At 46.7% G+C, this 15,415-nt stretch carries 17 protein-coding genes; 8 read left to right on the top strand and 9 right to left on the bottom strand.

The genetic code is table 11. The annotated features are described in order from the left end of the window. Positions 1–167: 167 nt before the first annotated feature. Positions 168–383: a hypothetical protein gene (locus LEPBO_RS0111580; RefSeq protein ID WP_017287730.1), complete on the bottom strand. Its 216-nt coding sequence runs from the start codon at positions 381–383 to the stop codon at positions 168–170. After that, positions 380–2,212, bottom strand: a complete 1,833-nt coding sequence (locus LEPBO_RS0111585; protein WP_017287731.1) for a DUF5942 domain-containing protein — start codon at positions 2,210–2,212, stop codon at positions 380–382. Before LEPBO_RS0111585 ends, LEPBO_RS0111580 begins: the two co-directional genes overlap by 4 nt. Before the next feature lie 119 nt (positions 2,213–2,331). Here LEPBO_RS0111585 and LEPBO_RS0111590 point away from each other — a divergent pair, with 119 nt between their 5' ends. Beyond that, complete coding sequence (locus tag LEPBO_RS0111590) at positions 2,332–2,748, top strand: hypothetical protein (RefSeq protein ID WP_017287732.1); 417 nt, start codon at positions 2,332–2,334, stop codon at positions 2,746–2,748. Between the two features lie 108 nt (positions 2,749–2,856). Continuing rightward, positions 2,857–4,041 (top strand): methyltransferase domain-containing protein, encoded by a 1,185-nt coding sequence (locus LEPBO_RS0111595; protein ID WP_017287733.1) that lies wholly within the window; start codon positions 2,857–2,859, stop codon positions 4,039–4,041. 97 nt (positions 4,042–4,138) lie between these two features. Here LEPBO_RS0111595 and LEPBO_RS0111600 read toward each other — a convergent pair whose 3' ends face one another. From LEPBO_RS0111600 to petB, 4 genes are all read right to left on the bottom strand, one after another. Further along, positions 4,139–5,131 (bottom strand): ABC transporter permease, encoded by a 993-nt coding sequence (locus LEPBO_RS0111600; RefSeq protein WP_017287734.1) that lies wholly within the window; start codon positions 5,129–5,131, stop codon positions 4,139–4,141. A 35-nt stretch (positions 5,132–5,166) separates the two neighbouring features. Continuing rightward, on the bottom strand, positions 5,167–5,766 hold the full coding sequence (locus LEPBO_RS0111605; protein ID WP_017287735.1) for a Uma2 family endonuclease: 600 nt from the start codon (positions 5,764–5,766) through the stop codon (positions 5,167–5,169). Positions 5,767–5,882: 116 nt separating this feature from the next. Further along, positions 5,883–6,365, bottom strand: a complete 483-nt coding sequence (gene petD / locus LEPBO_RS0111610; protein ID WP_017287736.1) for a cytochrome b6-f complex subunit IV — start codon at positions 6,363–6,365, stop codon at positions 5,883–5,885. 98 nt (positions 6,366–6,463) lie between these two features. Then, a complete protein-coding gene (gene petB, locus LEPBO_RS0111615; RefSeq protein ID WP_017287737.1) occupies positions 6,464–7,111 on the bottom strand; it encodes a cytochrome b6 in 648 nt (215 codons plus the stop codon). Between the two features lie 254 nt (positions 7,112–7,365). On the opposite strand from petB, the gene ctpA reads away from it, so the two are divergent. Together ctpA and LEPBO_RS0111625 are read left to right on the top strand one after the other, a co-directional pair. Beyond that, a complete protein-coding gene (gene ctpA / locus LEPBO_RS0111620) occupies positions 7,366–8,604 on the top strand; it encodes a carboxyl-terminal processing protease CtpA (protein ID WP_017287738.1) in 1,239 nt (412 codons plus the stop codon). A 24-nt stretch (positions 8,605–8,628) separates the two neighbouring features. Further along, a complete protein-coding gene (locus tag LEPBO_RS0111625) occupies positions 8,629–9,891 on the top strand; it encodes an HD domain-containing protein (protein WP_017287739.1) in 1,263 nt (420 codons plus the stop codon). A 252-nt stretch (positions 9,892–10,143) separates the two neighbouring features. Here the strand turns inward: LEPBO_RS0111625 and LEPBO_RS0111630 are convergent, their stop codons facing one another. Further along, positions 10,144–10,791: a response regulator transcription factor gene (locus tag LEPBO_RS0111630; RefSeq protein ID WP_017287740.1), complete on the bottom strand. Its 648-nt coding sequence runs from the start codon at positions 10,789–10,791 to the stop codon at positions 10,144–10,146. Positions 10,792–10,857: 66 nt separating this feature from the next. Further along, complete coding sequence (locus tag LEPBO_RS0111635) at positions 10,858–11,295, bottom strand: cupin domain-containing protein (protein WP_017287741.1); 438 nt, start codon at positions 11,293–11,295, stop codon at positions 10,858–10,860. 226 nt (positions 11,296–11,521) lie between these two features. On the opposite strand from LEPBO_RS0111635, the gene LEPBO_RS0111640 reads away from it, so the two are divergent. Genes LEPBO_RS0111640 through LEPBO_RS0111655 form a run of 4 tightly spaced genes read left to right on the top strand, consistent with a single transcriptional unit; the run spans position 11,522 to position 14,088 of the window. Continuing rightward, complete coding sequence (locus LEPBO_RS0111640) at positions 11,522–12,367, top strand: hypothetical protein (protein ID WP_017287742.1); 846 nt, start codon at positions 11,522–11,524, stop codon at positions 12,365–12,367. Continuing rightward, positions 12,364–12,759 carry a hypothetical protein gene (locus LEPBO_RS36850; RefSeq protein ID WP_017287743.1) on the top strand — a complete coding sequence of 132 codons (396 nt, stop codon included), beginning with the start codon at positions 12,364–12,366 and terminating at the stop codon, positions 12,757–12,759. The genes LEPBO_RS0111640 and LEPBO_RS36850 overlap by 4 nt, the downstream gene beginning before the upstream one ends. After that, positions 12,716–13,198 carry a hypothetical protein gene (locus LEPBO_RS0111650; RefSeq protein WP_026148575.1) on the top strand — a complete coding sequence of 161 codons (483 nt, stop codon included), beginning with the start codon at positions 12,716–12,718 and terminating at the stop codon, positions 13,196–13,198. Before LEPBO_RS36850 ends, LEPBO_RS0111650 begins: the two co-directional genes overlap by 44 nt. Beyond that, the gene (locus tag LEPBO_RS0111655; protein WP_017287745.1) at positions 13,195–14,088 is read left to right on the top strand and encodes a hypothetical protein; all 894 of its coding nucleotides are present in this window, start codon (positions 13,195–13,197) and stop codon (positions 14,086–14,088) included. Before LEPBO_RS0111650 ends, LEPBO_RS0111655 begins: the two co-directional genes overlap by 4 nt. 168 nt (positions 14,089–14,256) lie before the next feature. Here LEPBO_RS0111655 and LEPBO_RS0111660 read toward each other — a convergent pair whose 3' ends face one another. Further along, positions 14,257–15,339 carry a hypothetical protein gene (locus LEPBO_RS0111660; protein ID WP_017287746.1) on the bottom strand — a complete coding sequence of 361 codons (1,083 nt, stop codon included), beginning with the start codon at positions 15,337–15,339 and terminating at the stop codon, positions 14,257–14,259. Between the last annotated feature and the right edge of the window lie 76 nt (positions 15,340–15,415).

Consider the following 15,415-nt stretch of genomic DNA (forward strand, 5'->3'; position numbering starts at 1 on the left):
TGGTTAGTCCAGTTTAGGGGACTTCGTTTTGGTAGCCCTGAATTACATTGCGGGATAGCAAGGCGAGCGAAGAGGCTTTTTATACCTTTAAAGCATCCTCTCAAATCGCACAGCATCTCAAGTTTTTTGGATGCTGCGCGTCGTTGAAACGTATTTCAAGCTGTGTTTTAGAGCAATTCAAACGTTTTCACTTCGAGAATCTGTCCGACCATTGCAAAACTCATCACATCATCGCGAATCTCGCCGTCAACTTTGACTTTCAGACCTGCTTTTTGCAAGTCTTTCGGCGGTTTATGCAATTCGTAGGTTTTCCCGTCTTCGGCATCGATCGCCCAAGTTCCGGTTCCAAATCCTTTTCGCTGAATCACACCTGTGACTGTCATACCCATCGATCCTTCGGTTTCAACGCTAAGCGAGCTAAGCCAAAACAGAGCAGTGCATTGATGCTCAAATAAGCACGTCCAATCCATCCGTCACCAAGCCACATGACTTGCGGATCGACGATCGCGCTAATTCCTAAGCAAGCCGCAACACCGATCGTTGCTCCGATCGCGAACGGTTTCCCCCAGGAATGACCTAACAATAGCGCAAGCAGCAGAAATGGAATCAGCACACTGGCAGAAATCGGGTTTAGTGCTGCACTACCTTGAACAGCACTGCCTAACTCTGGAAGCGAACTTCCCAAAATCCGGAACGGAAATTGCGGCAAGTCAAATAAATAGAAGCCTTTGAGCAAGAACAAACCAGAGCTACCCGCGACTAAACCTGAACCCATTGCCCAACTCCAGTTGAAAGGGAAATAGACCCGCAGGAACCAGGCAAGTAGATAAGATCCAAGCACCATCGCAATTTTAGGCAACAGCGCAACTACGCCCCCATCAATCCAGAATCGCGGATTGAGATAGCCATTATCTCGCAACCATCGGAAGAAATCGTTAAAGGTAATTTTGCCGTGTAGTGCCAGCTTCACAGCCGCCGCCGCATCTAATTTTCCGGCTCCGTAATGATTGAGATCATCGGATTCTACTTTGCGTGCAGATTGCTTCAGAACTGCTAAGACTTCATCTGGATTGTCTACACCTGCTGCTTTGATCAAGGCTGCTACGCCTGCTGCATGAGGAGCGGCCATACTTGTGCCTTGGAAAGCCGCAAAGACAGATTCTCCTGTTTCTGGATTGAGTGTATTTTGCAGAATGCCACCCGATTCGCCTTGCTCAGTTGAGCCACCTGGAGCCGCAATATCAACGCCTGCACCAAAGTTAGAATAGGGGGCTTTGGCTCCCGAAGCATCGAGAGCGGCAACTGCGATCGCATGGGGATATCGCGCTGGATAATCGGCTGCATTACGATTCGAGTTTCCGGCAGCAGCGATGACGACGACCCCTTTACTGTGGGCATAGTCGATCGCATCTCGCATCACTACGCTTTCACCGCCTCCACCTAAACTGAGGTTAATCACATCTGCTTTGTTATCTGCGGCAAATCGAATTGCTTCGGCAATGTCTGCAACCGTTCCGCCTCCAAAAGAACTGAGAACTTTGAGCGGCATAATATTGGCTTCGTAAGCAATTCCAGCCACGCCAAAATTGTTATTGGTCGATTGTGCGATCGTGCCTGCTACGTGAGTTCCATGCCCGTTATCATCTGCGGCATTTTCTTGATCGTTGACGAAATCGAAGCCTTTGACAAAATTCGTTTTTTCTAAATCAGGAACTTTTGATACTCCGGTATCAATCACGGCAACCGTTACACCGCGCCCTTTTGTCTCAATCCAAGCTTGCTCAATTCCGATGTTATGCATATTCCACTGTTTGCTGTACATCGGATCGTTTGGAGCCTGACTTGCATTTGGCTCTGAGGTTGAACCGACCAATTTGCGAGATTCGCCGTCTGGGATGCGATAGATATAATCTGGCTCGATCGCTTCGGTATAGCGTTTCAGATCAGATTTTCTCAAAGCATCTAGCAGTGATTTATCACCTTTAACGATGTAGAGATGTTCTGGTTTAGAGAACTGGCTATTGAATTGAGGACGAACCTTATAAGTTTGTGCGATCGCGTTAAGCTGCTGCTGAATTGCTGTATCTGCAATATCTTCGCGAAAATCGAGAACAATCTGATCGTAATTTCCTTGCATTGCCAACCCAGGAAACTGTGCAATTGTCCACCCCAATCCAACCAGAAATAGGGCGATGATCAGGAGTTTTTTCATACTTAGAAATCGTGCTTGCGATCCAACGATAGCGAATCAAATCCGCCCTTGGGGAGACAAAATCGTAAAGAGTAGTAAAGCTGTGGCAGGATGAAGGGTGTCGATCGTGCGTTTACGTTATGATTCACGGACTGTTATGGTTTCCTTTACTTGCGGTATTCATCGGCTTGGCGTATGCCGGATGGAATGAATATCAAACTCTAGAAACGTATCGACGCTGGGCAGACCCGTTTCAACGGGCGAAGTATGATATTTATTCCGTTTTAGGACAGCAAGGCGATACGCTGATTTTCGGCAAGGCTTCTCGGAAAGAGATTCAAGAAATCGAAACGTTCTCACTCAAAGCAGTCAAAAGTATTCAATTGCAGGTAAACGGGCAAACGGTCGATATGGCAGCACCCCCTGAAAAAGGCAAGCAGATTGTGTTGGGGTTTAACTTGGGCGATCGAGCGATCGAAGTACCGTTTACCAATGTCAAACTAGCAGCAAAATGGGGCGAAGTTTTGACCAAAGATTGGCAGGACTTGAACTCTTAAATTTTGCATCACGAACGTTTATGAAAATGCTTGTGCTCTCGAATTTCTGCGATCGTACTTGCTTGCGAACTGATTACACTGGATTGATATCTTGAAACAAGAATCAGTATGACCGACACTACAGTTAATCCTCTCGCATACGATGTCGAGCAAGCGGTCTTAGAGCGCTATGAAGCCGGAGCACGACAGCCTGAAGCTGCGCTCTGTTGTCCGACCGATGGCTATGAGAGTCGCTATTTAGAGATTTTGCCACAAGAAATTATCGAGAAAGACTACGGCTGTGGAGATCCAACGCGCTATGTGAATGCAGGCGAAGTCGTGGTTGACTTGGGATCTGGGGCTGGCAAAAATTGCTATATTTTGGCGCAGAAAGTTGGTGAAAATGGGCGAGTCATTGGCGTTGATTTTAATGATGAAATGCTCAGCTTGTCGCGCAAATATCTTGCACCGATGAGCGAGAAGCTTGGCTATCAGAATGTGGAATTCGTGAAAGGTAAAATTCAGGATCTAGCATTGAACTTAGACTTAGTTCAAGCTTGGCTGGAAAAGACACCCATTACTTCGGTCGGGCAAATTGCAGCATTTGAAGCAGAATGCGATCGCTTACGCCAATCTCAACCGCTGATTTCAACCGATAGCGTTGATGTTGTCATTTCCAATTGTGTTTTGAATCTGGTACGTCCTCAAGATAAAAAACAATTGTTTCAGGAGATCTTTCGGGTTCTCAAACGCGGGGGACGAGCTGTAATCTCTGACATTGTTTGTGATGAAGCTCCGACAGCCAAGATTCTAAATGATCCTGAATTGTGGAGCGGCTGTATTGCTGGAGCCTTTCGAGAGAATGAGTTTCTCCAAATGTTTGAGCAGACTGGATTCTATGGCATTGAGATTTTGGCAAGGCAGAGTGAGCCTTGGCAAGTGATTGATGGTGTGGAATTTCGATCGCTGACAGTTCAAGCTTTCAAAGGGAAAGAAGGTGAATGTTTAGACCGCAATCAAGCGGTAATCTATCGTGGCCCTTGGAAAGCGGTACAAGATGACGATGGACATACGCTACAGCGTGGAGAACGCATGGCAGTCTGTGATAAGACTTTCCATATCTATACCAATCCAAAAGGGGCTTATCATGCCGATATTATTGCGATCGCACCTTATGAAGAAGTCCCATTAGATTCAGCACCGCCCTTTCCTTGTACAAAAGACATGATTCGTGATCCAAAGCAAACGAAAGGATTGAACTATAACGTGACGACCGAAAGCGGTGATTGCTGTAGTCCACAAAGCTGTTGTTGAATGAAATCACCTTAAGCAACCTTAATCGTTCAAGTTGGCTAGCTCTGCTCAGTTTAGCTCTGCTCAACGGCTGTTGTGAGCAGAGCTAAACTATCGCTTAATCCTGCTCAAATACTTTCCCCAATGCAGCAGGTGGAGTACTCCGAATCAATTCCGAAGCTGTGCGATCGAGAGGTGAAGGTAGAGCTTTCAACACTCTTTCCACCCATTCGCTCGAAGTCAAAACCAACAGCACAATCATCAGCAAAAATGGCGCAACAGTGAACACTTGCGTCGGAACATCAGGAATTGTACTTTGAGCGACCCCAGCTAGAGATTGCAAAATGCCAAACAGGTAGCAGCTAATCGCCACTCTTAAAGGATTCCAACCACCAAAAATGACGATCGCCAAAGCAACCCAACCATATCCAGCAGTATGTAACTGGCTCCAACCCGCTTTGAAATTCAGCGAGAATGCTGCTCCTGCAATGCCCATGAATGCACCGCCCACCAAAGTATAGATGTAGCGCATCAAAACAACATTTGTACCTCTAGCGAAGGCAGCATTCGGCTGTTCTCCGATCGCTCTCAGCATCAATCCGGCACGAGTCCGATAGAAGTAGATCCAGGCAAACGCGATCGCGAAATAGCTCAAATAAACGAGCCAATCACTCTGAAAGAAAAGCTGCCCAATCAAGGGAATATCTTGCAGCAATGGAATTCTAAAACTGGGAACAGTCGGTCCTGGAATTCGCACAAACGGATTCCCCAAAAATGACGATAAGCTCGCTCCTAACAGTGCCAACACAAACCCGATCGCAACTTGAGACTGTTTCAGCGTCAACGCTCCAAACGCAACAATGAATGCGATAGCGGCTCCAACACATGCCGCTCCTGTAAAGCCTGCGATCAAACTGGGAATTGTACCCGCGTCTTCGAGCGTTTTCGCCATCGCAAATCCGGTCATTGCACCCATTAAAATCGTGCCTTCAGCCGAGAGATTGATCACTCCCGCTCGTTCTCCGATCGTTTCGCCCAGGCAAGCAAAAACAAGCGGAGTAGAAGTCGCGATCGCAGTTGCAAAAATCGGAATCAGTTGAGCTGCATCCATGGATTTCAAACCTTTTTGCTCACTGTATCATCCTTTCAAAGTGTCACTTTGTCGTAAATTTCAGCAATCGACAAGGTGACATCAATTGATTTCAGTTTAATTTCAGTGTCTTGATCGTCAAACTGATCAATTTGCCAGTGTTTCGGTTGGGTTTTGTAGAAATGATCGATCGCGATCTGGCTTTGATCAATCAAGAGATATTCCTGAAAAGACGGAATCGATTGATAAAGTCTGAACTTATCTTCTCGATCAAATTCTTCTGTAGATTCCGATAAGACTTCAATAATAATCTGTGGATTTGTAACCGTTGTTTTGCGATTCTGATAGTATTCTGGTTCTCCAGCAGTCACCATAATGTCTGGATATCGAAACTTTTGGGAAGTTGGAACCCAAACTTTCAAATCTGAAATAAATACTTCAAACCTCTGTCCTCTTAACCCGATTGTTAAAGCAGTACAGAGATTCCGACAGATGCGATTGTGATTTGCAGTTCCACCTGTCGTTGGGGTAATCACTCCGTTATCGTATTCGCTTCTAAATTCAGCGTTTGTTTCTAGATCAAGATACTCTTCTGGTGTGTAAAGACGCTGTTCTTGTGCGGTAGCTCCGCTGTACGAAGTGGTCGCTTGAGTCATCAGAAATGCTCCAAATCCATGAATTGATTCTATCAATCACAAAGAGAATGCCTGCTAGATCGCTTGAACCTCTCCAAGCGATCTAGCAGGCATTAAATTTTGGTTCAAAATTCAATTTAGAACAAACCGAGCGTCAAACCTTGGCTGACGGGCATAATTGCACCAATTCCAAGCCACATGGTCACAAAGGTTCCAAACAAGAACACTGCCATCGCCACAGGACGACGGAAGGGGTTTTGGAATTTGTTGACGTTTTCGATGAACGGAACGGCAATCAAACCTAAAGGCACAGATCCCATCAAGACCACACCCAAGAGCTTGTTCGGCACGAGGCGCAGAATGTTGAAAACAGGATACAGATACCACTCAGGCAGAATTTCCAGCGGAGTTGCAAAGGGATTTGCAGGCTCACCATTCATTGAAGGGTCAAGCACTGCCAAACCGACACAAAGCGCGATCGTACCTAAAATTACGACCGGGAAAATGTAAAGCAAATCGTTGGGCCAAGCAGGTTCACCATAATAGTTGTGACCCATGCCTTTCGCCAACTTAGCGCGCAATTGAGGATCGCTAAGATCCGGCTTCTTAATCGTTGCCATTTAACGGAGGCTCTCCTAGTTCTAGAGATCAGCAGAGACAGAATTTAGACTTTGATTTCATCTTACGGTTGAATCCAAAATCCAAAATCTAAAATTCATTACAACGGACCGGAAATTCCTTGCTTCCGAATCATCAGGAAGTGCGCCAGCATAAAGACGGCGATCAACCAAGGTAAGACAAAGGTATGAGCACTGTAGTAGCGAGTCAGGGTCGATTGACCAACACTTGCACCACCGCGCAGCAAGTCTGCAATCAGGGTTCCCACAACTGGAATCGCTTCAGGCACACCGGATACGATTTTCACCGCCCAGTAGCCGACTTGATCCCAAGGCAAGGAATAGCCCGTCACACCGAAAGAAACGGTGATCACAGCCAAGATAACGCCCGTTACCCAGGTCAATTCGCGGGGCTTTTTGAAGCCACCAGTCAAATAAACGCGGAACACGTGAAGAATCATCATCAGCACCATCATGCTGGCAGACCAACGGTGGATGGAGCGAATCAGCCAACCGAAATTGACTTCGTTCATGATGTACTGAACAGAAGTGAATGCTTCGGCAACGGTGGGCTTGTAGTAAAAGGTCATTGCAAATCCAGTTGCGAACTGGATCAAAAAGCACACCAGAGTAATGCCGCCCAAGCAATAGAAGATGTTGACGTGGGGAGGCACGTACTTGCTGGTTACGTCTTCGGCGAGCGCACCGACTTCTAGGCGCTCATCGAACCAGTCATACACATTTGCCATAAAGCAAGCGTTCCTAAAAAATGATTGCTGTTCATAAAAAATGTAACATATGAGAACGCTTCATTTCATCGCGGAAAGAGTCAATTCGTCAGGGGTTTTACGGCTTTTTGGGATGTTAGGCTTTTATAAGTCTTCATGAAGAATAATTTCATTCTGAGAATTTTTTATCGGAACGTTCGATTTCTGGCAGAGTGAATCATGCTTGAATTGGGACACCGATTGACGCAATATTTGGCGCTACTATCACGATCGCTATGGAAAAACGATTCATTTGGGTTCGCTCTCTTACGATTGTTGGGTTGTCGATCGCGGCGGCGCTCCTGTTTCTTGCGGCTCCAGCACTGGCACTGACGGAAGAACAAAAGTTAATCAACGAGGTTTGGCGGATTATCGATCGCGGATATGTCGATCCAACTTTTAATCATAAAAACTGGTGGGCGCTGAGAGAAAAATATCTCAAGCAATCTTTGCCGAATCGAGAGGCGACGTATGGAGTGATTAGCCAAATGTTGGCAGTGCTTGACGATCCGTTTACCCGATTGCTCAAGCCCGATCAGTATCGCAGTTTGCAAACGAGTACGTCAGGTGAATTGACAGGCGTGGGTTTGCAGATCGCGCTGGATATGGAGACGAAGCGATTGAAGGTGATTTCGCCGATCAGCGGATCGCCTGCGGCAAAAGCGGGGATTTTGGCGGGAGATAGCATTCTTGAAATTGATGGCGTGACCACCGAAGGCTTGAGTCTCGATGAAGCGGCAGAGAAAATGCGCGGGACGATCGGAAGTCATGTGATGCTGACAGTCAAGAGAGAAACCGAAGAACGCGAATTTGATTTGGTGCGCGCTCGTGTGGAATTAAATCCGGTTGTGGCTGAATTGCGATCGCAGCCGAATGGATTGAAGGTTGGATATTTGCGGTTGAGCCAGTTTAATGCGAACGCAGCGATGGAACTGGGACATGCGATCGCGTCATTAGAGAAAAATGGAGCCGATCACTATATTCTCGATTTGCGGAATAATCCAGGTGGATTGTTGAATGCTGGAATTGAGATTGCGCGATTATGGCTGGATGAAGGCGCGATCGTTTACACGGTCAATCGCCAAGGGACATTAGGAAGTTTTGAAGCGACTGGGAAAGCCTTGACGCATGATCCGCTTGTTGTTTTGGTCAATCAAGGTACGGCAAGTGCCAGCGAGATTTTAGCAGGAGCACTGCAAGATAACGCACGAGCAACGATTATCGGAGAGAAAACATTCGGCAAAGGGTTGATTCAATCGTTGTTTGATTTGTCAGATGGATCGGGCTTAGCTGTCACCGTTGCCAAGTACGAAACGCCAAATCACACGGATATTAATCGGTTGGGGATTCAGCCCGATCGAGTTGTACCGATCGACCAAACGTTTACGCTGGAGCAGATTGGAACAGAAGCGGATCGCCAATATCAAGCTGCGATCGCGGCGTTTTCGGATTCGCTCGTAGCTGGGGCGAAGTAGTGAGTGAATTAGTTTTCAATAGTCATGGTTGAGCGCGTTTATCACGATCCGTTACATGGCGCGATCGCGCTCGATCAAAGCGATCCGACTGAGGCATTGTTGATTCAATTGATCGATACGCCTGCATTCCAACGATTGCGGCGGATTCGGCAGTTGGGTCCTGCCAGTTTGACGTTTCATGGCGCGGAAGGATCGCGGTTTACGCATTCTTTGGGCGTGTTAGCGGTCGCGAGACGGGCATTTGATCGGATTGCACGGGATTATCCGCAATTGCTTCCGCATCGCACGATCGTACTCTGTGCGGCATTGCTGCATGATATTGGACATGCGGCGTTTAGCCATACGGCAGAAGAGATTTTTGGCAGTGATCATGAGCTTTGGACGCGGCGGATTTTGCGGGAGTCAGAGCCAATTCGGCAATTGCTCGATCGGTTCTCGCCAGATTTGATTGATCAACTTGAAGCCGTTTTCTTGAAGAAATATCCATTGCCATTGGTTTGGCAGTTGGTTTCAAGTCAGTTAGATTGCGATCGCTTAGATTATTTGATGCGAGATAGTTACTTTACGGGCGCATCTTATGGACATATTGATCTCGATCGCATTTTGATGGCGATGCGCTACGATCCGGTCACTCAGCAGTTAGTGGTTGCGAAAAAGGGAATGGCAGCGATCGAGCATTATTTGATCGTGCGCTATTTTATGTATTCTCAGGTTTATAACCATCGTAAAAATATTGCTGCGACTTGGGTTTTACTCAAAACATTTCAGCAAGCTCGATATCAGTTGAAGCTTGGCAATCTAGAAGCCGATCAAAATGTTCGAGCTTGGCTGAATCAAGACGGTAATCAAATCGAATTAGACCAGTATTTAGCCGGAGATGATGGAGCTTTTCTCTATCATTTTCAGCAGTGGCGATCGCATAGTGATCCTGTTTTGGCGGATTTATCCCGGCGATTTCTCGATCGAGATTTGCTGAAATCTTTGGATATTTCCCAATTAGAAGAAAGCGATCGAGATTTACTGCTAGAAAAGGCTCGATATTGGACAACGCAAGCGGGATTTGATTCATCGACTTACTGCGGATTGAGAATCGCAGTGAGTCGAGGGTATACGTTATACGATCGTGGCATTCATATTCAAACAACAACCGGACTGCGAGAAATTGGAGAGCTTTCTGCTTTGGTACAAACGTTGACACAGCCAATTCAGAAAGTGTGGCTAATCTATTTGCGCGAGATTGATGACAAGATTAAAAGCTTTGTGGATAAAGCAGGCGAATTGCTGTGAAATTTGAGGATAACGCTTTGGATAGAGAGATCGACTGTTGAGAGATGTTCTAAGAGGATGCAAAAGACTCTTCGCTCACGTTTCCATCCCGCCCCGGAATGAATTCGGGACTAGTGGTGCGAAGTCCGCTCTGGGACTAACAGCCAATGAAAACACCTTCTTCAGTGGGTTTCAACCCACTTCGCACGGTTAGCCCTGGAATTCATTCCGGGGCGGGTGAATGCGTCTCAACGATTACTGTTCAAACATCCTCTAAACGACCAAATGATGTTCCATCGCAAATCGAACGAGTTCTGCTCGATTACTCGTTTCAGTTTTTCTCAGCAAACTACTGACATGCTTCTCAACAGTTCGCGCACTCAGATGTAAATGATTGCCGATTTGAATATTCGATAGCCCATCACTCAAGAGCGCTAAAACCTGTTTCTCACGATCGGTTAAAGCAATATCGATATCTGCGATCGGTTTTTCTCCAATCTCACCCGAAGCTTCAAAGCCTTGCCGCGATCGCCATTCTGTTTCGATCATCTGAGTGCGATCGAGTAAATTTCGCACGACCGCACCTAATTCAGACAATTCAAACGGTTTGGCAAGATAAACATCACAGCCAAGCTGATACCCTTTCACTCGCTCCGTTGTCTCAGTCCGTCCTGTGAGGAACACGATCGGCAAAAGCCGCAAAGCGGGACGGCGACGGACGTGGCGAACTAACTCGTAGCCATCAATTAAAGGCATCGAAACATCGGTCACGATGAGATGGGGTTGATGCGTGTCAAGCAGTGCGATCGCATCAGCCCCATTCTCAGCCGAGACCACGGAATAACCAGAACATTCAAGGTAGTCGCTGATCGAGAGTCGAGTTCCGACATCATCCTCAGCAACGAGGATCGTCAGGGGCATGAAACACAGGTTAGCAAGAACTCCAGATGCCGGAAATTGCGGCATATCGGATATTAAAGCGATTTATTATGCGGCACTAGGACGCAAAAATTCTTGGAGTTGGTGAGCAATATCTATATCGTAGGGGATTGGTCGGCGCATTGGACGATAATCTTGCTCGATCGCGGGTCGGTGACGCAGCACAGCATTCACTAAAACACAGGGCGAATCACTCAAGTTAATGGCTCCATGTGGCACTCCTGGCGGAATCTTGACCACTTGCGGGTAAGACTCACTTAATGGAATGTATTCATACTTACGATTTTGTAACACAACCAGGATAAAACTTCCCCGTACTACCAGCAATTGGTCGGTTTGAGTCCGGTGAACGAAAAGGTCATCGATCGTATTGGCGGGGACATTCACCAACATGGTTTCATGACTCGATTGCGGCGTGTAGAATTCTGCCATTCCGCCTTTAATCGATTGCAATTGAATGATCTCAATTTGCGTTGTGATACCCATACGAATCTCCTAGTGACGATCGCATTTTTTCTAATCTAATCGCTGCTCTGGGAAGCGGCTGTGCTTATTATTACAAAAGATAATAAATACTTCTAAAGTGTGACACTTTATGGTAAGCATCCCATTTTTACGTTTTTTGAACTTGCCTCTTGACTTCTGATGAATCGTACATTAATACTATTTATAGTACTTGCGTACTAAAGATTCATATGCCTTAGGAGCCGCGATGACAGAACTTAAAACAGAAAGTCAGTCTACTCGGATCGTTCAGACCCAACCGACTGCAAGACGACAATCTAAGAAATCAGCGATCGCGGCTGGCAAAGAATCCCCGTCTGAAGCGCCTGCTGAGTCTAACACTGAAGATATTGCGAAAAAAACTTCGCGCACCACGAAAACTAAAAAAACAACTCAAACCCGTCAAGCGGCAAGTAAGTCTACCAATCAATCCGCTTCTACCCGCGTGAAATTAACTTGGGAGCCGTCTCCTTCGATCGAAGCAAGCTTGCAACAATTCAATGAGCAATTAAATGCGACTTGGATGGCGATCGACGAACTCAAAGCTACCGTCGAACAGATGCAAATTCAAACGGCAAGACCCGCAAGCGTCCAACTGCCTTTAGAACCACCTAAGGCACAGATGAGCGATGTTGCACCTCACCAACCTGCACAATCTGTTCCAGTCCCGCGAACACGGGCACGTGTACCAGAGACAGCGCCGCAGTCTGCGATCCCACCCTTTCGCCCGACTTCTGGTTTTCCGACTTCGGTGCGAGTCCGTCGCCGCAAGCCGTTTGATCTGCTGATGCAGAGTGTCTTACGACTTCCGGTACAAAATTCTGGCATCGCGATCGATGCTGCCTTGTGGGTGATGGCTGCTGCCGGACTGAGAGTTGGCTTGAAATACGTCGTCATGGCATTTCCAGTGTTGGAACTTCCCGTGATGATTCTTGTGTTTGTGCCAGCATTGCTCGCTGCTTATGCTGCATTGTTTATTCCGAACGTCAATCGAATCGGGGTCTATCGACTGTTGCTTTTAGCCTTAGGACTGTTCGTTGGAGGACGGCTATGATTGATAAACTCAACTCGAATCAATTTTTAGCAAGCATCGCTGGTGTTCTCGCCATTGGGATTTTCATTCAAGCGATGGGCTTACCGTCTTTTGGAAGTAAAGAGGCGACTTTAGAGTGTCAGGGAACAGTGCGATCGGACTCTGCACTTGCGAAAGACAAAATCGCGAATCTGATTCAATTCAAAACAGGAGACACAAAAGACTCAGTTCGCAAGGTGCTTAAAGAGCCGTACTGTGTTCTGCCGAAAATTGCCATTCGCAGCGGGATGCAGACTGAGCGGGAAGCGTATCGGGTCGCATCCGATGCCCTAGAAAAATCAACTTCTCAAACGTTTATTGTGGTTTCCTATGAAGGTGATCAATATCTGGGGTATAAGTTCTGGATTCGTTAAGCTCGGAACTATTTTTTTGTTGCTGCTGCTGATTTCGGGTTGTACTTCTTCTCAACAGCCAAACCATAGCATTTCAGAACCGAAGTTGTACCAAAGTTGGCAACTGAAGCTCGGAGATCAAATTGCTGGATCAACTGTGATAGGAGGATTAGGAGATATTTCGATCGCATTAAACGGTAAGTCTGTCTACGCTCCATCGACAGGCAATGTTTATTTAGGTCAGCGAGGCTGTGTGTACTTTGCAGGGACAGATACTCCAGCCTATTTGTTTCGGCTCTGTGGATTAAAGTCTCCGAAGCTCGGAGCATTGAAAGCTGGAGACGCGATCGCGACTGGAGACATCTTGCAATTTGCAACGTTACTCAAGCAATCCGACGGAACTTGGGCACTCGTCGAGCCTGATAAAAGCCTATTGGAACGAACCCTGAAGCCACGATGAAGAAAATTGTTTCCCTGATGATAAGCGTGATTGTTCTCACCTTAAGTGGAGTACGATCGACGCAAGCTCAAGTACTGGAATTCACCCCAAACCTACCCAAATCTGAAGTAAAAAAATCTCCAAAGATTCAAGAAAGTACCCCGTCTGAGATTCAAGAGAGTCCCTCTTCTAAGACTCAAGCAAGTTCGCCTGCAATTCTCACTCCTCTCAAACCATCGAGTCCACCACAACCCCAACCGAAACCCCAAAACATTGATACTTCAACCGATGACACTCGCTTAGTTGCCGTTGCACCGGATGAACTCTTTGCAGGAGGATCGGATTCGCTCGTTGCAAGAGCAGTCGGAAGTGCTGAAGGAACTCGCACACCAGAAGGAGGAAAGACTTGGGCGTACTATGGACATGTTGATCCAGGTAATGGGGCTTGGAATATGGGAAGCTTTTCTTATCAGCATGGTGCTAGCTCTCCAGATGATGCCGATCGCCGACAGCTTGATCGCTTATGGCGGCAGTATCAGGTGATTCAAGAATCTGCGATCGCGGCTGGATTGCGATTAGGGTTAGAAGAACAACTCAATGGCATTGATTTAGCAAACCAAGCACCACTTGCAGCTTTGGATGAAGGAGGTTATGTCGATCGATTACGGCAAGCTTATGAGCGAGGTTTTCGCGGTTCTGAGGCAGTGTTGCAGGCTCGAACTTACTCTTACCTCAATCCTCGCACCAATCGATGGGAGGCTCCTGGATTGGGCAATACGCTAGAAGGGATTAGTCGAGATCAGGCGCGGCGGCAAGGAGCGATCGCAGAAGCAATGAGCTATCATCAGCAGAGCCAGGTTGCGCGATCGCGGACATCGGATGATGAGCGGGTTAGTGCGGTTCCGAAGTGAGAGTTTGTCTAGTCGTCGAGCATTTTGTGGAGTAGGGAGTAGGGAGTGGGGAGTGGGGAGCAACAACCATGATTTTAGATCTTCTACCTATCCCCCTATCAGATTAATTGTAGTGAACTACTAGGTCGAGACAAAATACATCGCATCTCGACCGGAAGTTTAACGATTCTACGATCGCAAATAATCAACAACCGCTTGAGCGATCGTAAGATTCCCATCTTTCGGCAATTTTTCAGATTTGCGTGGCGGATTCATTGGTTGACGAATGTTGCTCCAATCTCCGTTAAAAAATTCATCGAGTGACCAGATTTGATGTTCAGCGTAGTCTTGAATGCCTTCTAGTAAAATCGGAGATTCTGCAAAGCCTTCACGAGTCACAGTCATCACCGGAATTTCATAACGGCAGGCTTCAGAGAAAGTACTATATCCAGGCTTTGACAGTAAGCGACCGCAGATGGGCATTAAGTCGATCGGACGGTAAAATCGATCGTCTACTTTAATCAAATTGGGCAAGTCTGGAGCATTGTTATCAAAACAGAGAAACTGATAGTCAGACAGGTGAGTGAGATTCTCGTACGGAACTCGATCAAGTCCTAGTCCACCAAACGTTACTAGGATGATTTTTTCTTTTGGAGTATCCGTGAGGTTGAACTTTGCTAAAACTTCTGCTGCCTCGAATCTTGGAGCAACGCCAGTTAGACCGACATCTGTGACAGTTGGAAACGCTTGCATCGATTCGTGAAATGGCATTCTGAATAAGCGATCGCACTGTGAAAAACAATCGCTGATCCAATCTGCCATTTCTAGAAACTCACCACCCCAATCTCGATAGATAAAGTCCCACCCAAAGTTACTCATCATCCAACCTGGAACACCTGCTGCTTTGGCAATGGGAGCCGCTAAAGGTGGAATATCTCCAAGCACTAATCCGGCTTTGTTTTGCAAAATAAAATTCGCTTCTGATGCGATCGTTGCTTGTTGACGCGATCGAATTTCTCTTAATTTCTCTAGCGTTGCAGGCTTATCCATGATTAAACTGTCTTGCTGAATAATTCCCACGTCTAATGCTCTGGGGCGATGGATAAAATCGCCGGGAATGTAAGCTTCTAAGACCGAGCGTGGAGCCGTTGTCGCCAGGATTAAAACAATTTCGGGATCAAGGCGTTGAATTTCAGCCGCGATCGCTGCCGCGCGAGTTGCATGACCAAAGCCATGATTCGTAATTGCAAGATAGAGAATGGGTTGGGCCATAGGGAGTTTAGAGAAAGCAATCCGTAAACAAGCTTAAGCGATACCTATCAAAACGCAACAAGTTGTAGAATTTTAC

Origin of the sequence: Leptolyngbya boryana PCC 6306 (assembly GCF_000353285.1) — a bacterium.
GTDB classification, from domain to species: Bacteria; Cyanobacteriota; Cyanobacteriia; order Leptolyngbyales; family Leptolyngbyaceae; genus Leptolyngbya; species Leptolyngbya boryana.